Annotated in this window: 21 protein-coding genes; 10 read left to right on the top strand and 11 right to left on the bottom strand. The window is 49.6% G+C overall.

Annotated elements, in window-relative coordinates; genetic code table 11:
- Positions 1-5: 5 nt before the first annotated feature.
- From D515_RS06115 to D515_RS06095, 5 genes are all read left to right on the top strand, one after another.
- Entirely contained in the window at positions 6-371 is a 366-nt protein-coding gene (locus D515_RS06115; protein WP_002537029.1) for a hypothetical protein, read from the top strand.
- 48 nt (positions 372-419) lie between these two features.
- A complete protein-coding gene (locus D515_RS06110) occupies positions 420-1,814 on the top strand; it encodes an AmpG family muropeptide MFS transporter (RefSeq protein ID WP_002537027.1) in 1,395 nt (464 codons plus the stop codon).
- A 256-nt stretch (positions 1,815-2,070) separates the two neighbouring features.
- Positions 2,071-2,853 (top strand): nucleoside-specific channel-forming Tsx family protein, encoded by a 783-nt coding sequence (locus D515_RS06105; RefSeq protein ID WP_039849697.1) that lies wholly within the window; start codon positions 2,071-2,073, stop codon positions 2,851-2,853.
- 148 nt (positions 2,854-3,001) lie between these two features.
- The gene (locus D515_RS06100; RefSeq protein ID WP_039849696.1) at positions 3,002-3,892 is read left to right on the top strand and encodes a 2-dehydropantoate 2-reductase; all 891 of its coding nucleotides are present in this window, start codon (positions 3,002-3,004) and stop codon (positions 3,890-3,892) included.
- Positions 3,879-4,478, top strand: coding sequence for a DJ-1 family glyoxalase III (locus D515_RS06095; RefSeq protein ID WP_002537016.1), 600 nt, complete (start codon positions 3,879-3,881; stop codon positions 4,476-4,478). The genes D515_RS06100 and D515_RS06095 overlap by 14 nt, the downstream gene beginning before the upstream one ends.
- 93 nt (positions 4,479-4,571) lie before the next feature.
- On the opposite strand, the gene thiI is transcribed toward D515_RS06095, so the two are convergent.
- From thiI to pomA, 3 genes are all read right to left on the bottom strand, one after another.
- The gene (thiI, locus tag D515_RS06090; RefSeq protein ID WP_002537015.1) at positions 4,572-6,020 is read right to left on the bottom strand and encodes a tRNA uracil 4-sulfurtransferase ThiI; all 1,449 of its coding nucleotides are present in this window, start codon (positions 6,018-6,020) and stop codon (positions 4,572-4,574) included.
- 130 nt (positions 6,021-6,150) lie between these two features.
- Positions 6,151-7,080 carry a flagellar motor protein MotB gene (locus D515_RS06085; protein ID WP_039849695.1) on the bottom strand — a complete coding sequence of 310 codons (930 nt, stop codon included), beginning with the start codon at positions 7,078-7,080 and terminating at the stop codon, positions 6,151-6,153.
- A 10-nt stretch (positions 7,081-7,090) separates the two neighbouring features.
- Positions 7,091-7,852: a flagellar motor protein PomA gene (gene pomA, locus D515_RS06080; RefSeq protein ID WP_002537012.1), complete on the bottom strand. Its 762-nt coding sequence runs from the start codon at positions 7,850-7,852 to the stop codon at positions 7,091-7,093.
- 414 nt (positions 7,853-8,266) lie between these two features.
- Here pomA and xseB point away from each other — a divergent pair, with 414 nt between their 5' ends.
- The 5 genes from xseB (at position 8,267) to D515_RS06055 (ending at position 15,372) form a co-directional block, all read left to right on the top strand.
- A complete protein-coding gene (gene xseB / locus D515_RS06075; RefSeq protein WP_002537010.1) occupies positions 8,267-8,512 on the top strand; it encodes an exodeoxyribonuclease VII small subunit in 246 nt (81 codons plus the stop codon).
- Entirely contained in the window at positions 8,505-9,404 is a 900-nt protein-coding gene (ispA, locus tag D515_RS06070) for a (2E,6E)-farnesyl diphosphate synthase (RefSeq protein ID WP_002537008.1), read from the top strand. The genes xseB and ispA overlap by 8 nt, the downstream gene beginning before the upstream one ends.
- A gap of 26 nt (positions 9,405-9,430) precedes the next feature.
- The gene (gene dxs / locus D515_RS06065; RefSeq protein WP_002537007.1) at positions 9,431-11,296 is read left to right on the top strand and encodes a 1-deoxy-D-xylulose-5-phosphate synthase; all 1,866 of its coding nucleotides are present in this window, start codon (positions 9,431-9,433) and stop codon (positions 11,294-11,296) included.
- 183 nt (positions 11,297-11,479) lie between these two features.
- The gene (locus D515_RS06060) at positions 11,480-12,448 is read left to right on the top strand and encodes a substrate-binding domain-containing protein (protein ID WP_039849692.1); all 969 of its coding nucleotides are present in this window, start codon (positions 11,480-11,482) and stop codon (positions 12,446-12,448) included.
- On the top strand, positions 12,445-15,372 hold the full coding sequence (locus tag D515_RS06055) for a bifunctional diguanylate cyclase/phosphodiesterase (RefSeq protein WP_002537004.1): 2,928 nt from the start codon (positions 12,445-12,447) through the stop codon (positions 15,370-15,372). Before D515_RS06060 ends, D515_RS06055 begins: the two co-directional genes overlap by 4 nt.
- A gap of 28 nt (positions 15,373-15,400) precedes the next feature.
- On the opposite strand, the gene pgpA is transcribed toward D515_RS06055, so the two are convergent.
- The 8 genes from pgpA to nrdR form a co-directional block, all read right to left on the bottom strand.
- Positions 15,401-15,886 (bottom strand): phosphatidylglycerophosphatase A, encoded by a 486-nt coding sequence (pgpA, locus tag D515_RS06050; RefSeq protein WP_002537003.1) that lies wholly within the window; start codon positions 15,884-15,886, stop codon positions 15,401-15,403.
- 3 nt (positions 15,887-15,889) lie between these two features.
- On the bottom strand, positions 15,890-16,861 hold the full coding sequence (gene thiL / locus D515_RS06045; protein WP_002537002.1) for a thiamine-phosphate kinase: 972 nt from the start codon (positions 16,859-16,861) through the stop codon (positions 15,890-15,892).
- A gap of 57 nt (positions 16,862-16,918) precedes the next feature.
- Positions 16,919-17,374, bottom strand: a complete 456-nt coding sequence (nusB, locus tag D515_RS06040; RefSeq protein ID WP_002537000.1) for a transcription antitermination factor NusB — start codon at positions 17,372-17,374, stop codon at positions 16,919-16,921.
- A 12-nt stretch (positions 17,375-17,386) separates the two neighbouring features.
- Entirely contained in the window at positions 17,387-17,857 is a 471-nt protein-coding gene (gene ribH / locus D515_RS06035) for a 6,7-dimethyl-8-ribityllumazine synthase (RefSeq protein WP_002536998.1), read from the bottom strand.
- 332 nt (positions 17,858-18,189) lie between these two features.
- Positions 18,190-19,299 carry a bifunctional 3,4-dihydroxy-2-butanone-4-phosphate synthase/GTP cyclohydrolase II gene (gene ribBA, locus D515_RS06030; RefSeq protein WP_002536997.1) on the bottom strand — a complete coding sequence of 370 codons (1,110 nt, stop codon included), beginning with the start codon at positions 19,297-19,299 and terminating at the stop codon, positions 18,190-18,192.
- A 36-nt stretch (positions 19,300-19,335) separates the two neighbouring features.
- Positions 19,336-19,998, bottom strand: coding sequence for a riboflavin synthase (locus tag D515_RS06025; protein WP_002536995.1), 663 nt, complete (start codon positions 19,996-19,998; stop codon positions 19,336-19,338).
- 18 nt (positions 19,999-20,016) lie between these two features.
- The gene (gene ribD / locus D515_RS06020; protein WP_002536994.1) at positions 20,017-21,135 is read right to left on the bottom strand and encodes a bifunctional diaminohydroxyphosphoribosylaminopyrimidine deaminase/5-amino-6-(5-phosphoribosylamino)uracil reductase RibD; all 1,119 of its coding nucleotides are present in this window, start codon (positions 21,133-21,135) and stop codon (positions 20,017-20,019) included.
- An 8-nt stretch (positions 21,136-21,143) separates the two neighbouring features.
- On the bottom strand, positions 21,144-21,593 hold the full coding sequence (gene nrdR / locus D515_RS06015) for a transcriptional regulator NrdR (protein ID WP_002536993.1): 450 nt from the start codon (positions 21,591-21,593) through the stop codon (positions 21,144-21,146).
- Between the last annotated feature and the right edge of the window lie 25 nt (positions 21,594-21,618).

Below are 21,618 nucleotides of genomic sequence, written 5' to 3'. Positions count from 1 at the left end.
AGGGAATGCTAAAACTCGTTGCAGACAATCCCGAACAAAACAATGATGAGCTCGCCGGTGAACATGTTCGACAACATGCACCGGCTTTTGCTGCAGACGTCATTCGCTATGTCTTGCAGCAAGCTTCCTATGAAGATCTCAAACTTTCCTGCCGCAACCAGTTTCTTGAATGGTGGCAACTCTCTATTTCTGGAGGCTCTCCGGAAGATGATTACGAATCTGTATATTGGTATCTGTTGTACATGATCGAATCGCGCCGCGAAGATGAATTGCGCGGTAACAGATTTGTGAACCAACGTCTTAAAGAATGTGCTTGTTATCTGATCAATAAGGGAAAATTGCCACGTTTTGCGCGTGGCATTCGTCCTTGAAGCACGGTAGCATGGGGTTACCTATGCACATAACAAGGACGTACACTCATGTCCCCTTCTTCTCACCCTACCTGGCGGGAAACGCTAAACAGCTATCTTGACCGCAGGCTCCTTTGGGTTTTCATGTTGGGCTGCGCAAGTGGCTTTCCATGGCTTTTGATCGGTTCAAATATGTCTGGCTGGCTCAAGGATGCGGGCTTAACCAGAACGGCGATCGGCTTATTCGGTTCTATTTTTGCGGTTTACGCGATTAACTGGATGTGGGCACCACTCATCGACCGCGTGAAACTTCCCGTGCTTCACCGAACATTAGGGCAACGCCGCAGCTGGATTTTCCTGATGCAGGTGATCATGCTGGTCTGTACCCTTTTCATCGCTAATACTGATCCTTCATTCAATCTTTGGCTGACTTCAGTTCTGGCTTTCACCATAGCATTGGCTTCTGCCACCCAAGACATTGCCGTGGATGCTTTCCGTATCGACAGTTTTGGTGAGCAGGAAAAATCCAAAATGCCGCAAGCTGCCGCCATGGCGGTGATTGGTTGGTGGACAGGTTACAGCCTTCCAGGGTATTTCGCTTTTATCAATGCCGATTCGATAGGCTGGAATGGCGTTTACTATGGTATGGCAGGTTTTATCGGGCTACTCATCTTATTTACCCTGTTTGTTGGTGAGCCAGATTCACAACGCGACGAACTCCAGGCAGAAGCAGAGTCCCGTTACGCCAAGCGTTTAAATCAAGGCGAAAACAGTGTTCTGGTGTGGTTCTCCGTCACCATCGTTGAGCCTTTTGCTGAGTTCTTCCGACGCAATGGCGTGAAAGTCGCGCTCACGCTTCTTCTCTTTGTGTTCCTGTTTAAGATTGGTGAGGCCTTCTTAGGGCGTATGTCGATCGTCTTTTACAAAGAAGTGGGGTTCAGCAATGAACAGATTGGCTATTACTCTAAGCTGATCGGCTGGGGAGCCACTGTTGTTTTCACTTTGATTGGCAGCGCGATTAACGTTCGCTTCGGCGTCGTTAAAGGGCTTCTGATTGGTGGTATTGCCATGGCTGCCAGTAACCTGATGTTTGCGCTGATGGCGCAGGTTGGGCCAAATGAGAACCTGTTCCTTGCCACAATCATCGTGGATAACTTCACCAGTGCATTCGCAACCATTGCGTTTGTATCCTTCCTGACTTTCCTTACAGGCAGGGCGTTCTCCGCAACCCAATATGCTTTGCTGGCCTCTCTGGGTAATTTGGGGAGGACAACCCTCTCGTCCTTCAGTGGCTCACTAGTCGACTGGATTGAACAGTTTGAATGGATTCACAACATCAGCTGGCTTGATCCTTGGTCCTTCTTCTTCATCCTCACCACTATCATGGTCACTCCAAGCCTTGCCATGATTGTTGGACTCAGAAAGCACTTTAAAAAGCTGCAAGACATGCAGAAAACGGCTTAATCTGTGTTTAATCCGCGACAACCGTCGCGGATTGCCCTCATACTTTCTGTTTAAACCGTCACTCTGATCATCTTTTGAAACACATATCTCGAATGTAATCCATTTCAACGCGATCTAAATCACATTTAGCAAACGATTGCGATTTCATTGCATTTTCTTTTTTGAACTTTCCCATAGAATGGCGCTCGTTACGGCGGAGGTCCAACCAATTAAGGTCCAGTGCCGCTCCTTTCTCACGATGTTAAGAGAACAGAAAATGCGTAAATCACTTCTAGCTCTAGGCCTAATGGCTGCTACTTCTGCACCAGCAATTGCTGCTGATTACTCAGACGACGTTCGCAAGAATGATCACACATGGATGCAATTCAATGTGATGCATACCATCGACGAGAAGCCTGGTGATGCAAACCACACCTACCTAGAAATGGAGTTCGGTGGCCGCTCTGGTATTTTCGATCTGTATGGTTATGTTGACCTGTTTAACCCTAGCAATAGCTCAAGCAGTGAGAAAGACGGCGCTGATCGCCTGTTCATGAAATTTAACCCACGTATGTCTATCGATGCTGCTACTGGTGTTGATCTGTCTTTTGGCCCAGTTCAAGAGCTTTACATTGCAAGCGAAAACATCATTGATGGTGGCGATGCGGGTTACAAAACTAAGTGGGGTATCGGTTCTGACGTAATGGTACCTTGGTTTGGCAAAATGCAGTTCAACCTGTATGCGCGTCACGACCTACAAAACCACGAATGGAACGGTTACCAAATCTCAACTAACTGGTTTAAACCTTTCATTAACTTCGAAAATGGTTCATTCATTTCTTACCAAGGTTACCTAGACTACGAGTTCGGTATGGATGACAACAATGGTGCAAACTCAAGCCACGGTGGCGCGATGTTCAATGGCATCTACTGGCATGTTGACAACTTCGCTCTTGGTTATGGCCTGAAGCTGTACAAAGACGTGTACGGTATTGAAGATAGCGCTGGATTCCCATCTTCTGGTGCGGGTCACTACTTTGCAGCTACCTATAAGTTCTAACCAAAGAGCTTAAAGCGCCGGTATTTAAGAACACTCTTAAATCAGATTTATATGAGGCAGCCACTTTGGCTGCCTTTTTACTTTTCAGCGTTCGGCTCTTGTATCAACAGTGGTATGCTTTCAGCCAGTTAAACAATAAGGATGATGCATGCGTTTTACGCTTGTCGGTGCCGGTGCGGTCGGTGCGTTATGGGGTTTAAAACTACTTGAAGCTGGGCATCAGGTTCATTTTGTCACCCGCAAAGAAGAGTCTGACATCACGCTGGGATTCGAACATCAGAGTCCACTGATTTTTCCCTGCAACCAATCCGCTCGAATTGAAGAAAGCGACTGTGTTCTGGTTTGCGTCAAAGCCTTCCAGGTGCTGGATGCCATCCATCTTATACAGCCTTATCTTCATCCAGATACCCCAGTAGTCTTGATGCACAACGGCATGGGTACAGCTGATGCTGTTCTTCAAACACTGGACACAAACCCTCTCGTACTTGCCACGACCTCCCACGGCGCTTTAAAGCTCTCTCCATCGGTATTACGACATACTGGCCTTGGGGAAACACGCCTAGGCGGTGCGAATGTCAGTGGAAAACAGTGTGACTTTCTTGCTGACGTTTTCAGCCATGCTCTACCCAGTGCTCAATGGGAAAAAGAAATTCAGACAGCGCTTTGGCGGAAACTGGCCGTCAATTGTATGATCAATCCTATGACTGCACTGCGTCAGTGTCAGAATGGCGAGTTGCTTTCTGATAGCTTTCGAGCGCAGCTAAACACATTAAGTGAAGAGATCGCTTTGGTTATGCAAGCCGAAGGATTAAATGCCGCATCGGATGACGTCTTACAACACGCATTACAGGTCGCGAAAGCCACCGCAGAAAACCACTCTTCGATGAACCGGGACGTGCACTTCAAACGTCACTCGGAAATAGACTTTATTACCGGCTACCTGATCAGCCGAGCAGAATCACACGATATAGCGGTACCGGAAAACCGGGCGCTGTATCAAGCCATCAAGAATTTGGAGCAATCCTATGACCACGCCTAGCGTATTGGTGTGCCTAGCCCAAGGCACAGAAGAAATGGAAGCCGTAACGGTTATTGACGTTATGGTACGTGCTGGATTTAACGTCACCACCGCAAGTGCTGCGGAAAATGGAGAGCTCACTTTGACGTGTTCACGTGGTGTAAAACTGACAGCAGACATTCCACTGGTCAAAGTTGCCGATGAAGAGTTTGACTGCATTGTTGTGCCGGGCGGCGTCGAAGGCGCTAAAGCCTTGGGAGAAAGTGCATTGGTTGTTGAAATGATTAAACAGCAGCAGTGTGACCAGAAATGGGTGGCGGCAATCTGTGCGGCGCCTGCTTTGGTGATTGAGAAGAATCAGCTGTTCCCAGACGCTTATAAAACCTGCCACCCTGCATTCATAGACCATATTCCGACAGATAAGCAGAACAGCCGTCGGGTCTTCACTGACCACGACCACAAACTGCTCACCAGCCAAGGTCCGGGCACCGCGTTGGAGTTTGCTGTTGAGATTGTTTACTTGCTGGGAGGCAAAGACAAAGCCCGCGAAGTCGTAGAACCAATGGTGATCATTCCTAACCTCCATTACGAAAAGAAATTCGCTTAACCCTGCACTGGGTATACCTCAAACAAAAAAACCGACCTCGATAGGTCGGTTCTTTGTTTCTAAATCTTGTCGCTGCGCTTTCTCGGATCAGCCTTACGGACGGTATACCTTCACGTTCGCGTAGCCATTTTCTTGCAGATAGAGCGCCTGCAGTCGGCTCATCACGCCGCGATCACAGTAGAGCAGATAAGTTTTGCTCTGATCCAGATCGCCGAACTTGGTCGCCAGTCTGAAGAATGGAATGTGAACCACTTCGGCGCCATCAATCTCCAGCGGTTTCTCATCTTCTTCTTCAGGGCTACGGATATCCAGCACCACTGCACCGTTAGCAATTTCGTCCACCAGTTCGACGTCTGGCGCTTTTTCTTTACTCTGCTTGCCGATATCACGAATATCAATGATTCGCGCGTCGTAAACCACTTTATCCAGAATGCTGAAATCAAAGTTCGCTTCTTCCGCTTCTAACTTCGCTTTTTCGGCCTTGATGGTCGGTTTACGTGAAATCACGCCACAGTATTCCGGCATGGTTTTCGCAAAATCTTCGGTGCCGATATCGCGCGCGAGATTGATGATGTCTTCTTTATCCCAGTTGATCAAAGGACGCAGGATCAAGGTGTCAGATACGTTATCGATCATGCGCAGGTTGGTCAGCGTCTGGCTTGATACCTGACCCAGTGCTTCACCGGTGACCAATGCCTGAATACCGTACTTCTCTGCGACCATTGATGCAGCGCGTATAAACATACGCTTCAATACCACGCCCATTTGGCCGTCATCCACTTTCTCCAGGATTTCAGCAACAACAGGTTCGAAGTCGATAGAGACAAACTTCACCTTGGCAGAAGAACCAAATTTCTCCCAAAGATAGTGCGCAGTCTGCTGAACACCAATCTCATGCGCCGCACCACCAAGATTGAAGAAACAGTAATGCACCTTACTACCGCGTTTGATGTGCAGGTAACTGGAAACACCAGAATCGAAACCGCCTGAAATCAGACTCAGTACATCTTCCTGTGTGCCCAGAGGGAAACCACCCAGACCTTTGAAACGCTCACGAACCACATTAACGTTTTCTTTGTCTACTTCCAGGTGTACGACGATGTCAGGCTTTTTCAGCTGAACACGGGCGGATTCAACATCTTGGTTCAAACCACCACCGACGTAACGTTCAACATCAATGGAAGTGAAGTCATGATTGCCACGACGTTTGGCACGCACACAGAAAGACTTGCCTTCCAACTGATGTGATACCGTCGCTGAAACGATTTCATAGATGTTGTGCAGATCAGTAAATGGCGTTTGCTCAACTTCCAGCACATGGTGAATACCTGGCGTGTTGGTCAATACACTCAGTGCAATATCACGCTCAGCCGCGTCTTTTAGCGAAACCTCAATATGATCACGACGGTTGAACACCGGCATAGCGTCTGACTTTCGCTTAAGAATATTTCGGATGTTAGTTTCCAGAATTTTCGTGAAGCGTTTCCGTACAGATTCACTTTTGACCATCACCTCAGGGTGAATTTTGACGATAAATTTCATAACAGGTTTCGCTACGGCTTTAACAAAGGCGCGGATTATACCTCAAGCATAACGTATTCGAAATAACCACACAGAAGTGAGAACAAAAAAGCAGCGCTATTGCACTGCCTTCTGTAAGGGCTTCAAACCATCAGTTTTCCTGAATAGGTTGAACTGGAGCACTGGTAGAAATCTCGTCAGATTCCTTAGGTTTACCCTGCATAATCGCAATTTCAACGCGGCGGTTTTGAGCGCGACCTTCCGGCGTATCATTCGGTACGCGCGGTGAAGAACCCGCCAAGCCTTCAACCCGCATTCTCATTGGGTCGAAGCCATCGACTTTTTCCATCTCCTGAGCGACGGACACCGCTCGTTGTGCAGACAGATCCCAGTTTGAACGATACAGTTCGGAATCGAGAGGGGAATTGTCGGTGTGGCCGGAAACACGAACCACCCCTGGTACGTCCTTCACCAAATCAGCAATCTGACGTACCAAAGGCCGGAATTTAGGCTGAAGAAAAGCAGAGCCTGCTGGGAATGCACCGTTTTCGCGAATACGTATAATCAGTTGCTGACCAAGGTTTTCCACCTCTACAGCGCCCTCTTCCACTTCACGTTCGAGTGCCTGCACGACCATTTGGGCTGTGCTCGACATTTGTTCGGTGTTCTGTTCTTGCTCCTGCATTGAAGCTTCGCTTGCCGTCGAGCCCCCATCCAATTTTGCTGAATCTCGCTGGGAGCCACCTGCACGATCGGATTCGCCCTCTTGGAAATCGAGGGTACGCTGCGTCATATCGATAGTTTGCTGCATGATGACTTCAATCGGCGTCGGCTCAGGACGACCCGGACGGAACTCCTGCGCAATCACACTGGTCCCTTTCGGAATGTCTTTGACTTCCAGAAGGTTCTGTACACCAAAAGCGAATTTCATCGAGCCTGCGATCTGCTTGAACTTCAGTACATCCATTTCCGAGAAGGAAAGCAGAAGTACGAAGAAACACATCAGCAGCGACATCAAGTCAGCGAAGGTCCCCATCCAAGCGGGTAGCCCGGGGGGGGGACATTTGCATTCATCATCCATACCCGACTCCTTATCCGTCTACGTCAACAGTACGTTTCTTCTCGTTGAGGTAGTTTTTCAGGTAGCCGTCAATAACACGCGGGTTCTGACCATCCTGTATTGCCAACAAACCGTCCATGATAAGACGACGGTTCATTTTCTCCTGGTCTTTACGCAGGCGAAGCTTTGCCGCAATAGGAATCGCGATCATGTTTGCGAGCATGGCGCCGTAGAGTGTTGTCAAAAGTGCTACCGCCATCGCAGGACCGATCGCCTTTGGGTCATCCATGTTTGAAAGCATGGCTACCAGACCGATCAGCGTACCGATCATCCCCATCGCCGGGGCAACGTCCGCAAGTGCGCTGTAGAACTGCGCACCACTGTCGTGTCGTTCATCGGTCATGACAATGTCTTTTTGGAGCGTCATTTTCACGACTTCAGCATCATGGCCGTCCACCAGCATATCGACGCCTTTTTTCATGAAGGAGTTGGTCACTTCCATCTCTTCAAGTGCCAGGAAGCCACCTTTACGCGCCGCATCCGCCATCTCTACGATTTTGGCAATGAGGTCTTCCGGATCATCGGCTTTGAACATGAAAGCCTTGCCTGCGATTTTAAATGCGCCGAAGAACTGACCCATGGTGTAGTTCATCAATACAACAAACAAGCTGCCGCCGAAAACGATCAGAGTAGATGGAACGTCTACGAACATACTGATGGTGCCACCAAGCAACATCGCCATGACGATGAAGGCAAAGGCGCCCAAAATACCTAGAAGTGTCGCCAGATCCACGGAACGATCCCCTTAATTTTTTTACTAGCCAGAAAGAGTAGTGACCTATCCCCAAGCAACCTGAATCAGCAGGTTATTAAACCGCTTGAGTATGACTGAATTCGCTGTCTGCCCTTCCGTTAACGGCAGATGTAGCGATAGATTTAGCGCGTACTTTAAATTTTATACCCTTCTCATCTCAAGATGCAGATTTTCCTCTCAAGATTAAGCTCAATGTCCGATTTCGTGAATCAGAATTGAGCCCACTATTGGCTGACAGAATATTGCCGCCGCCCAATAGATAGGCAAAAATCAGGCCTAAATCGTCGCAAACCCCAGAAAATCTCCGCGGCAGCGCAGATTTTTACTCAAGCGTTTGACCCCTAACAGGCACTGGGTTAACTTCTCCGCCATTCTGATAGTTCTGGATTTATCATGGCTGCTAAGAAACCTGAGAACATGACCTTTGAAGAAACCCTCAAAGAGTTAGACACGATTGTTAATGGCCTTGAAAGTGGTGACTTGCCGCTGGATGCGGCGCTAAAACAATTTGAACGCGGGATCTCTCTGGCTCGTCAGGGACAAAAAACGCTCTCTGATGCCGAGCAACGCGTCGAGATCCTGCTCGCGCAAGATGACAACGCCCCTTTGGAAAATTTTGAAGACACGCGCGATGAGTGATACCGCTTTAACATCCACCCTCATTCATTACCAAAACCGCAGCAATGCGGAGCTCTCCCACTGGCTCGACAGTTTGGGGAATGACGACCAGCCTCTGATTCAAGCAATGAAACATGGCGCTTTGCTGGGTGGTAAACGCGTTCGTCCTTACCTGACTTATGTCACTGGTATGCTATTCGGTGCGCCTGAGGAAGCATTGGACACTCCTGCGGCTGCCGTTGAATGTATTCACGCATATTCCCTCATTCATGACGATTTGCCTGCCATGGATGATGACGCACTGCGCCGCGGTAAGCCGACCTGTCATGTTGCTTTCGATGAAGCCAGCGCGATACTGGCTGGCGATGCCTTGCAGACGCTGGCGTTTACTATTCTGGCAGAAGGTGATCTCTCCAAGGAAGGTGACGCGTACAGGATTCAGATGGTCAAAGAATTAGCATCGGCATCCGGTGCCGCAGGCATGTGCCTGGGACAAGCGCTGGACCTGGCGGCGGAAGGGAAAAAAGTGGATCTCTCTGCGCTGGAAACTATCCACCGTAACAAGACCGGCGCTCTAATCCGTTGTGCGGTTCGCTTGGGCGCTTTGGCTGCTGGCGAGAAAGGCGTAACATATCTTTCACAACTGGATACATTTTCCAACGCTATCGGCCTTGCGTTTCAGGTGCAGGATGACATTCTAGACATCATCAGCGACACCGAAACCCTTGGAAAACCACAAGGTTCCGATCTCGAAGCGGAAAAAAGCACCTACCCGGCTTTGCTGGGATTGGAGGGCGCACAGCAGAAAGCTGAGCTTCTTTACCAAGAAGCACTACAAGCCCTGCAAGCGATCCCCTACAATACAGAGCAATTGGAACTGTTCGCCCGGTATATCATCGAGCGCAAGAATTAAAACAAATAGCGCCATAAAACGAATATATGACTCTCGATATTTCTAAATACCCAACGCTCGCATTGGCAGACACGCCTGACGAACTCAGAACGCTACCACGCGACGTTCTGCCAAAACTGTGCGACGAGCTAAGAACATATCTGCTCAACTCCGTGAGCCATTCAAGCGGCCACTTTGCATCTGGCCTTGGTGCCATTGAGCTGACCGTGGCGCTTCACTATGTTTACAACACCCCATTCGATCATCTGATATGGGATGTTGGCCATCAGGCTTACCCTCACAAGATCCTGACCGGTCGCCGTGAACGCCTGACGACTATCCGCCAAAAAGACGGGCTTCACCCTTTCCCCTGGCGTGAAGAAAGCGAATATGACGTGCTTTCTGTCGGCCATAGCTCTACCTCAATCAGCGCAGCGTTAGGACTTGCGATTGCCGCCGCCAAAGAAGGTCGCGACCGCAAAGTCGTCAGCGTGATTGGAGATGGTGCAATCACCGCAGGCATGGCTTTTGAAGCCATGAACCATGCAGGTGATGTTCATGCCGATATGCTGGTGATTCTGAATGACAACGAAATGTCGATTTCAGAAAACGTTGGTGCGCTCAATAACCATCTGGCTCAACTGCTTTCAGGCAATTTCTACACTTCTATCCGTGAAGGCGGCAAGAAAGTGCTGTCCGGCGCACCACCGATTAAAGAGCTGGTTCGTCGCGCGGAAGAGCACCTGAAAGGCATGGTTGTGCCAGGCACCCTGTTTGAAGAACTGGGTTTCAACTACATAGGCCCAGTTGACGGTCACGATGTTGAAGAGCTGGTTAAAACCATCAAGAACATGCGAAACCTCAAAGGGCCGCAGTTCTTGCATGTCATGACTAAAAAAGGCAAAGGTTACGAGCCAGCGGAGAAAGATCCGATTGGCTATCACGCCGTGCCTAAGTTCAACCCGGCTGAAAATACTCTGCCAAAAGCCAAATCATCCGGCCCAACTTTCTCCAAAATCTTTGGTGACTGGTTGTGTGACATGGCGGCAGAGGACGAAAAGCTACTGGCGATCACCCCTGCCATGCGCGAAGGCTCAGGCATGGTGCGATTCTCTAAAGAATTCCCAGACCGCTACTTCGACGTAGCGATTGCTGAGCAGCATGCGGTTACCCTTGGTACCGGCATGGCGATTGGTGGCTACAACCCAGTGGTTGCGATTTACTCCACCTTCCTGCAACGCGGTTATGACCAACTGATCCACGATGTCGCGATCATGGACTTGCCTGTGATGTTCGCGATTGACCGTGGTGGATTGGTTGGTGCAGACGGTCAGACTCACCAAGGTGCATTCGATCTCAGCTTCATGCGCTGTATCCCGAACATGGTGATCATGGCGCCGAGTGACGAAAACGAGTGTCGCCAAATGCTGTACACCGGTCATCTTCATCAGGGCCCAAGTGCTGTTCGTTATCCTCGTGGCACAGGTTGCGGCGCGACCGTTGAAAAAGCCATGACCGCATTGCCGATCGGTAAAGGTGTAGTTCGCCGTCAAGGCGAGAAAATTGCCATTCTGAACTTTGGCACCATGATGCCTTATGCACTGCAAGCAGCAGAAAACATGAATGCTACCGTTGCAGATATGCGTTTCGTGAAGCCATTGGATGAAGCCCTTATCGACGAACTGGTCGCATCTCATGATGTACTGGTCACGGTCGAAGAGAATGCGATTTCCGGCGGTGCAGGTTCTGGTGTGATTGAATACTTGATGAAGTCCCGCCAAATCAAGCCAGTACTGCAAATCGGCCTACCGGATAAGTTTATTCATCAAGGTACTCAGCAAGAACTTCATGAAGAGTTGGAGATCGACGGTAAAGGCATTGAGGCCCAAATCCGACGTTATCTTGGCGAATAACTGCAAGACCAATAGACCCTCGTTATTCTCATCAAAACGGCGCTTTCAGCGCCGTTTTCTTTTCTAAGTTTCACACCGCTCACATTCACCAACGAAAACACGCAACTTCTCATATTTGAGACTACGCTTATTGGGTTGCTTAAAACTGTTATATCAATTGGTTACTGTCATGGCGGTAAGGAAATGAAAAGAACCTATTTACTCATTCTCGGCTTTTGTCTGGGCTTTTTTATCTTTCCTGGTTCAGCAAGTGAAAACACACCCCGCGTTGCCTATCTGGTGTCCGACGCGCGGATCCCTTTTTGGGACATTTTAAAACGTGGCATAGAGCATCGTGGGGAAGAGTTGGGGTTTGAGGTTGATGTTTACTCGGCGAAAAACAGCAAACAACAAGAACTGCAAAACACGATGAAGGCGCTGAAATCAGGGATTAGTGGGCTCATCATCTCCCCGACCAATTCCTCAAGTGCGGTGACTATTCTAAAACTCGCGAAAAAAGCTGGTGTTCCCGTGGTGATTGCTGATATTGGAGCCGATGATGGCGATTACATCAGTTACATCGCCTCGGATAACTTCACTGGCGCTTATGATTTGGGATTGATCCTGTCAGAAGCATTCAGCGCGCGGGGCTGGAAAGACGCCACAGTTGGCATCATCTCGATTCCACAAAAACGCGAGAATGGCCGGGCAAGAACCCAAGGATTCCTCCGCGCCATCGACGAAAAAGGTTACCAGCCGGCAGGTCTCAAACAGCAAGTCGACTTCTCATATCAAGAAACCTACGATCATGCGATTGCCCTTATTGAAGCCAATCCCGACCTTAAAGGGCTGTGGTTACAAGGTTCAGATCGCTATCAGGCAGCACTGGATGCCATCAGGGATGCAGGCAAGAAAGGCGAAATCCTATTGCTCTGCTTTGATGCTGAGCCAGAATTCCCCGCCATGCTCGAAAACGGAAAGCTAGTCGGTGCTGGTATGCAACAGCCTTTTCTGATGGGTGAGATGGCCATCTCTACACTTCAAAAGCACCTTCAGGGAAAACCGGTTAAGAAGACCATTTCTTTGCCCGTGTTAGCTGTATCAGAAACCAATGTTGATTCTCTGATGCCGCAAATCAGGCGAAACGTCCTGGGAATGGAAGACAGTCGATGACGGATAAACCTTCTCGTAAAGGTTCACTGTTTACTCACCTGGCGATCGCTATCTGTGTCGCCGTGATCGCCGTTTTCTCTTTATCCTCGGTGCTGGTTTATCTCGATCAGCGACGTGAAACCGTCGCCTACATGGAAGAAAAGGTACAAGAAAGTACAGAGCGTCTCACCGAAACCATTGCCCCTTTTGTGGAGTCCTACGCCCCGAATGAATACAGCAACCTCATTCGTGCTGAAGCCCGTCTTCATGACCTCTTTGCGGTATTGGTTCATGACAGAGCAATGGCGAACATTCTCGGCCAAACCGAATACGTTTATGGCTATATTCGCAATGAGAAAGGAGAACTCGTTACCTATAACGACGATATTCCTTTGCACAGTAAGCTTTTAGAAAACACCATGTTTTCACGCTCTGCCCCCATTCTCACTAAAGAAGGAGAAATGCTTGGCAATATCGTGATCCACATGTCTGATGAGCAACTGAGAAAGAACCTGACGCAACAACTGCGGCAAACAGTTGCCTCCTCCATCGTTGCAGGTACGGTTCTCATCAGTCTTCTGCTGTACTTCTCTAACCGCTTTTTCGTCAAACCACTCGAAGACATCGCGGAAGCCATCAGCACCCGTGATATGAGTGGTATTCCCGTCGCGCATATTCCTGACTTCGCGAACAAAGAGCTCTCCTCCCTTAGCACCACCATGAACAATATGATAAGCCTCATCCGCCACTCCCATAACTCGCTGAGTCTGGAGCATTCACGACTCCAAAACGTGATTGAAGGTACCCGAACGGGCACTTGGGAATGGGATGTGGTCAGCGGATATATTACCTATAACGGCGCATGGTCAGATATTTTGGGCTGGGATTTAGAGGCACTCAATGGCCCTCCGAATCAGGACTGGAAACACTTCATCCACCCTGAAGACAAAATACTTTCTGAGCAACAACTCGCCAAGCTTTTTGCTCGGGAGCAAGACTATTACGACTGCGATATCCGCCTCAGGCATTTTTCAGGGCAATGGGTCCACGTATTGGCCAGAGGGAAAATTGTGGAATGGGATGACCAAGGTCGCCCCCTCAAAGTGCTCGGAACCCATCAGGATATTACTGCCCATAAGAAAGCCGAAGAAAACCTGAAACTGGCCGCCAAAGTCTTCACCCATGCCCGAGAAGGTATCATCATAGCCGACAGCCAAACCCGAATTATTGAAGTGAACGAAGCGTTTTGCCGCATCACAGGTTATTCACTGGGCGAAGTGAAGGGTAAAAACCCGAGCGTTTTGCAATCGGGCAAGCAGGATGGAAAGTTCTACAAGGATATGTGGCGCTCACTTGAGAAAAAGGGGCACTGGAGTGGTGAAATTTGGAACCGACGCAAAGATGGCGAAATGTATCCAGAACTTCTTACCATCAGCGCGGTGACAGATGAACTGGGGAACCCAATCAACTATGTCGCTGTCTTTTCTGACATCACAGCCTACAAGGAACACGAACACAAACTGGAGAAGATTGCGCATTTCGACCAGCTAACCGAACTGCCTAACCGTCTGCTTTTGGGGGACCGACTGAAACATGCCATGAAGCAGGCCAAGCGCCACAAGCAATTCATCGCTGTCATTTTCCTCGACCTTGATGGCTTCAAACCCGTCAATGATACCTATGGTCATGAAGTGGGAGACCTTTTACTTCAGCAACTCGCCATTCGGATGAAAAATGTCCTCAGGGACAGCGACACCATCGCCCGGATTGGTGGTGATGAGTTTGTCGCCGTCTTAGCTGATCTACAGTCGCCAGAGTGCTGTCAGCCCCTGCTCCCCCGCCTCTTGGCCGCCACTTCAGAACCGATGGAGGTCAATGGCAACTTGGTTCAGGTATCGGCGAGCTTTGGTATCACCACCTATCCGCAGTCCGAGGATGTGAACTCAGACAAACTGTTGAGACAGGCTGACTACGCGATGTATCAGGCCAAGCTCAAAGGCAAACGGCGTTACCACTTCTTTGATGCTGATTTAGAGAAAAGCCTGAAAAGTCAGAACGAGAAACTCAGCCAGATCACCAATGCCATTGAAAACGGCGAACTCTTTCTCCGATATCAACCCAAGGTAAACCTCCGAACCGGTGAGTTGATTGGCTTTGAAGCTTTGATCCGTTGGCTGCACCCGAGCAAGGGCGAGCTCACCCCAATTGAGTTCATTCCTCAAATCGAGAACCTTGCCTTGATTATCGATGTCGGCAACTGGGTGATTGATACAGCTCTGGCTGAGTTGGTTTACTGGCAGGAAAACGGACTGAGTACCACGGTGAGCGTCAACCTCGCCCCCCACCATCTACTGCAAAAAGACTTCATTCATCATCTCCGTTTACGACTTGCCCGCTATCCTCAAATCAAGGCCGAGCAGTTAGAGTTGGAGATCTTAGAGACTAGCGCATTTGAAGATTTTGAAGCCGTTTCTGAAGTCATTTGCCAGTGCCGGAAGCTCGGCGTCGCATTTGCAATAGATGACTTTGGTACAGGCTACGCCTCCCTTACCTATCTGAAACAGCTGCCCGCACAGACACTCAAAATAGACAGAAGTTTTATCCGGGATATGCTGATAGACCCTGATGATTTAGCCATTTTGGAAGGTGTGATATCACTGGCGAACACCTTCAACCGCGAAGTGCTGGCAGAAGGGGTGGAAACGAAAGAGCAGGCTCAGATGCTAGTCTGGCTGGGCTGCGATCTTGGGCAAGGGTTCGGCATTGCCAAACCTATGATCAGGGAAGAGGTAATTGGCTGGGTAGATAACTGGCACCCCGATCCAAGTTGGTGTGAAGTGCCAACATTGAACGACGCGCTCCGCCCTGCGGTTGAAACAATGGCTCAAAACCGCTCGCGAATTGAGCGGCTTCGTCAGTACCTCAACCATAGTGAGAGCGATTGATTCCAGTCTCGAAAAGCTTTCAATCCTGTCAGTTAAACAAGAAGGTATAACCTGCCCAAAGCGTTACCATCGACATCAGGCCAGCGACTACATCATCCAGCATAATGCCAAAGCCGCCATGAACTTGCTTGTCCAGCCAGCTGATAGGCCAGGGTTTGACCATGTCAAAGAAACGGAAAATGATAAATCCAGCCAGCACAACCTGCCAATCAGTCACAGGGACAAGGAACATGGTGATCCAAAAGCCGACAAACTCATCCCAGACAATACTGCCATGGTCGTGTACGCCCATATCGCTGGAGGTACGTTCGCAAAGGTAAATCCCTGCCAACGAACCCAACACAATAGCGATTGCCAATGCGATAGGAGACAAGCTCACAAGTAAATAATAAAACGGCACCGCAGCCAAGGTGCCCATGGTGCCGGGTACTATGGGAGAAAGGCCGGAGCCAAAGCCTGTTGCCAAAAGATGAACAGGATTCGAAAGACGAATTTTACTAATTGGATTATCCATACATCACTCGGAGAAATGATCCCAGCCGCCCAGGGACCAATCGACAGGCTTTCCCTGCCATTGCACGGTTATACCTTCACCATGGCGAACCTGACCGATACAGGTCACTGCGGTGTTGGTATGCGCAAAAGCCGCATCCACCGCACCACGGTGACTCTCAGGTACAGTAAAACAAAGCTCGTACTCTTCGCCACTGGTCAATGCGATTTTCCTTGCTGCTTCTTCACCGCCTGCAAACGCTACTAACTCTTCAGATACAGGCAGGGTTTCTGCATTGATAACAGCGGACACACCGCTGGCTTTCAGGATGTGCTTAAGGTCCGCCACCAGACCATCAGAGATATCCAACGCAGACGACGCAATTTCACGAAGAGCCTGTCCAGCCAGTACTCTTGGCTCAGAATAATAGTGGCGATTCAGCAGCGTGTTTTCGGTGTCATTCTTAGGCGCGTTGCCATTCAAGATAACGTCCAAACCTGCAGCACTGTCGCCAAGGCTCCCCGTCACATACAACCAGTCCCCGGCTTTCGCACTATCACGACGAATGGCTTTACCCGCAGGAACAAAACCTTGAAGAGTCATCGTAATACTCAGGGGACCTTTTGTCGTGTCACCACCCACCAATTGGACTTGATAATACTCAGCAAGCTTGTAAAAACCGCCACAGAAGGCTGCAAGCCAAGTTTCATTCGGTTCAGGGAGTGTCAAAGCAAGAGAACACCATGCTGGCATAGCGCCCATGGCAGCGAGATCGCTTAAGTTGGAAGCCAACGCTTTGTGCGCCACTTTTACGGGATCAGCATCAGGGAGAAAATGGGTTCCTGCCACCAGTGTATCGGTCGTGACGACCAGTTGACAGTTTTCCGGCACCGTGATGATAGCTGCATCATCCCCTATGCCTAAGTCCACATCGCGGCGCGTGACTGGCTGCGATTTAAAGTAACGGTTTATCAGGTCGAATTCGTTACCGGCCATCAGTCCTTTCCTAAGAAAAAGGCCAGCGTCGCTGGCCTTTGAAGTCTTAACTCGATATTACTTTTTACGCAGCGTCGGTACCGCTTTATCCAGCACACCGTTCACGAATTTGTGGCTGTCTTCCGCGCCAAAACGCTTCGCCAGCTCAATCGCTTCGTTAATAACTACTTTGTAAGGAACGTCTTCGCGTTTGCACAGTTCATACATAGCCAGACGAAGAAGTGCGTGTTCCATTTCGTCCAGATCCTGAATTGGACGAGACAGGTAAGGACGCATTTTGCTGTCCATTTCCTGATAATTCAGAACAACACCTGCCAGTAGATCACGGAAGTAATCTACGTCAGTTTCTGGTTGGCGCAGACGTGGTTCTTCCGCCTGATGCTCTTCTTCTTCATAGTTGTCTGCCGCAAGGAATTGAGCTTCGATATCAGCTACGTTGCCTTGCGTTAGTTGCCATGAGTAGATTGCTTGTAGTGCAAAATGGCGCGCGTTGCGCCGTGCGGCTGGTTTCACAGTAACCCCCGATTAGGATTCGATTTGGGACAGTACGTTTACCATTTCAAGCGCGCTTAGTGCAGCCTCTGCCCCTTTATTACCAGCCTTGGTACCCGCGCGTTCGATGGCTTGTTCAATGGTGTCTACGGTCAGCACGCCGAATGCAACAGGAGTATCAAACTCAAGCGCAACCTGTGCCAGACCTTTGTTACATTCTCCGGCCACATAGTCAAAGTGTGGCGTACCGCCTCGGATCACTGATCCCAGCGCGATAATAGCGTCGTAACGGCCGCTTTTTGCAACACGTTGCGCCACCAACGGCAACTCGTAAGCGCCTGGGCAACGTACTACAGTAATATTGTCTTCACTTACTTGGCCCTGACGCTTCAGCGCATCAATAGCACCATCCAGCAGGCTTTCGTTAATAAAGCTGTTGAAACGGGAGATAACGATAGCAACTTGAGCATTTGGTGCTGCGAATGCACCTTCGATTACCTTCATGGGCCTTCCTATGACTTATTTATCCGGATTGAGAAACCGCGGGATTCTATCACACTTTTCAGCAAAGCCGCCAGCGCTTATGCCGCTTGGGAATTTATACCAATCACAGTAGGTAGATGATCATAAATAGCGCAGGAAAAATGCTCGAGAACAAGGCGAAAATTTCGATAAGCAGTTATTCTACAATCAAATTTTTCAATGCAGTTATCGAGCATTTTAACAAGCTAGGATGAGCAGATATTTACTACGATTGGTATTACGTCCAATCCAGCCTGTTTCGGAATAAAAAAACGCAGCTTAAGCTGCGTTTTCTTTGTCAGCGTCGTTTCAGTTTAGTCAACGACATACTCGACCACTTTCAGACCAAAGCCTGAAAGTGCATGGTAACGTTTATTGGTTGAAGACAACAAACGCATGTCCGTCACACCCAAGTCCGCCAGAATTTGCGAGCCTACACCAACACGACGACTGGTACCCTGCCATTTGGCTGCTGCCGGTTTCTCGCCTTTGTCCTGAGCTTCAAAAGTCCGCACTTTGTTAATGATGGACTGAGAAGACTCTTCTTTGCCGAGAATCACAAGCACACCGCCATCAGCATTGATACGTTTCATTGCATCGCTGAGTGACCAGCTACGCTCTGCAGAACGGTCAGAATGCAGTAAATCGGTAAAGGTATCTTGGAGGTGCACGCGTACCAGCGTTGGCTGGTTGCTCACTTCTCCTTTACGCAGGGCATAATGCACCTGGCTGTCGATGGTGTCGCGATAGGTGATTAGGTCAAACTCACCATATTCCGTTGGCAGCTTACACTCAGCTACGCGCTCTATGGTGGTTTCGTTGTTGTTACGGTATTCAATCAGATCAGCGATGGTACCCAGTTTGATACCGTGCTTCTCACCGAATTTTTCCAGATCCGGACGACGTGCCATGGTGCCGTCTTCATTGAGTATTTCAACGATAACACCTGCAGGAGAAAAACCCGCAAGACGCGCCAAATCACAACCTGCTTCAGTGTGTCCCGCTCGGGTCAGTACACCACCATCCTGAGCCATCAGCGGGAAGATATGTCCCGGCTGAACCAAATCTGCAGCAACTGCATTCGGTGCAACCGCCGCTTCGACCGTACGTGCACGATCAGCGGCAGAAATACCCGTTGTCACGCCCTCTGCTGCCTCAATAGAAACGGTAAAGGCAGTCGAAAATTGCGCGTTGTTGTCGCTGACCATCAGAGGCAAACCAAGGCGCTGGCAACGATCTTTAGTCATGGTAAGACAAATCAGACCGCGGCCATATGTCGCCATAAAGTTGATGGCTTCCGGCGTAATTTTCTCTGCTGCAATGATGAGGTCGCCTTCGTTTTCACGATCTTCATCGTCCATCAGGATAACCATTCTGCCCTGACGGATGTCTTCAATAATCTCTGCTGCGCTGCTGATTGGCATGGTTCTGTCCCTGTTCTTACCGGCAATCCGGTTCTGTTATCTCAAAAAGCCCGACTGAGCGAGCTTTGCCATGGTCAAACCGCCTGCACCACTTTGCTGCGCAGCACGGTCGCCCATCATTAATCGTTCAAGGTAGCGGGCAATCACGTCTACTTCGATGTTGACTTGGTATCCGACAGTGAAATCTTCGATCGTCGTTTCCAGAGCGGTATGCGGAACGATGGTAAGTTTGAATCGATTGCCATCCACTGCATTGATCGTCAAGCTGATACCATCAATCGTCACCGAGCCTTTCTCGGCCAGGTATTTGGCAAGCTCTGCTGGTGCTTCGAGCCAAAACTCAATCGCACGCCCTGTTTGAGTGCGTGAAACAACCGTCGCCACGCTGTCGACATGGCCGGAAACCATATGACCACCAAAACGCGTTGTAGGCAGCATGGCTTTTTCCAGGTTCACTTTCTGGCCCGCTTTATAGGTTGCAAAAGCAGTACGGTTAAGTGTCTCACCCGATAGGTCCGCCACATAACCCTTTCCGGTCAATTCGACCACGGTCAGACACACACCATTGGTGGCGATGCTGTCGCCCAGCTTCACGTCAGCCAGATCCAGCTTGCCACATTCCACGGTCAGCGAAATGTCACCACCTTTAGGGGTGATTTTCTGGATATGACCAACCGCTTCGATAATTCCTGTAAACATATAGATTCGCTTTGATTGTTACTTTGGCTGTGTTTTTTGCATGCGAAGACGCACATCATCGCCGATACAGGTCACGTCTGTCAGTTCGTAGGCTGGCACCTGACTCATACAGGTCATGCCCTGCAAGTTCACCAAAGCACGACTGTCGCTTCCCATTAGTTTAGGGGCCTGATAGATAATCAGCTCATCCACCAAGCCAGCCTTCAGAAGACTACCCGCCAGAGTCGCGCCCGCTTCCACCCAGATATGATTGATGCCATGAGATGCCAAGGCACGCAGAGCGCTATTAAGATCAAGCTGTCCCGCTTCTTTGGCGACGGTAAGCAGTTTTACCGTGTCATTACCTGAATCTGCGTGAGATGCCGTTACGATGATAACTTCCCCGTCCAATGAGAAAAGGTGCGCATCATCTTTCACCTTTCTCTGGGTGTCGAGGATCACGCGGACCGGCTGACGTAAATTGTCTTGCGCATACTGCGCTTTCACGGCATCGGGCAGTTGTTCCCAACGCACGTTAAGAGACGGATTGTCGTCCAGTACCGTCTGACTGGTTGAGAGAATGGCACCTGCTTGAGCACGAAACACCTGCACATCGGCGCGGGCTTCATCCCCGGTGATCCATTTACTCTGACCATTTGCCAGCGCCGTGCGACCGTCAAGACTGGAGGCAAGCTTTAACTGTACAAACGGCAAACCAGTTTTCATTACTTTGATAAAACCGGGATTCAGTGCTTCAGCTTGTGCCTGCATTAAACCTACATCAACCTGAATACCCTCATCACGCATACGCTGTATACCGCGCCCTGCAACTTTTGGGTTTGGATCGACCATGGCACAAACGACACGGCTGACACCCGCAGCAATCAATGCATCAGCACAAGGAGGAGTGCGCCCGTAATGGGAGCATGGCTCAAGGGTGACATAGGCTGTGGCGCCTTTGGCGTTTTCACCTGCAGCACGAAGGGCGTGCACTTCTGCGTGCGGTTCACCGGCACGGAAGTGAAAACCTTCGCCGACAATGTCATCACCCTGAGTGACGACACAACCAACGCTAGGGTTAGGCGCGGTGGTATAGATGCCGCGTTTTGCCAGCTCGATGGCTCGCAGCATCATTTGAGAATCAAAAATTGAAAACATGTATCCGCTTATTTTTCCAGGCGGGCGATTTCTTCACCGAAGTCTCGGATATCTTCAAAGCTGTGGTACACAGACGCAAAGCGAATGTAAGCGACTTTATCGAGTTCTTTCAGCGCATCCATCACCAAATTGCCTACCAGCGTCGAAGACACTTCACGTTCGCCCGTTGCGCGAATCGTTGATTTGATGGTGTTAATAGACTTTTCGATATCGTCCGTGCTCACCGGGCGCTTTTCAAGAGCTCGCTGAATACCGCCACGCAATTTATCTTCGTTAAATGGCTCTCGGTTGCCATTGGTCTTGATGATACGCGGCATCACCAGCTCTGCAGTTTCAAACGTAGTATAACGTTCGTTACACGCCAAACACTGGCGACGACGACGCACCTGATGGCCGTCTGCGACCAGTCGTGAATCAATGACCTTGGTGTCATTCGCACCACAAAATGGACAGTGCATCTCGCCTCCTTAAACAATTGGTGAA

Source organism: Grimontia indica (genome assembly GCF_000333895.2).
In the GTDB taxonomy this organism is placed as follows: domain Bacteria; phylum Pseudomonadota; class Gammaproteobacteria; order Enterobacterales; family Vibrionaceae; genus Enterovibrio; species Enterovibrio indicus.
Note: the sequence above shows the minus strand (reverse complement) of the source record. Positions and strands in the feature narration are given on the sequence as shown.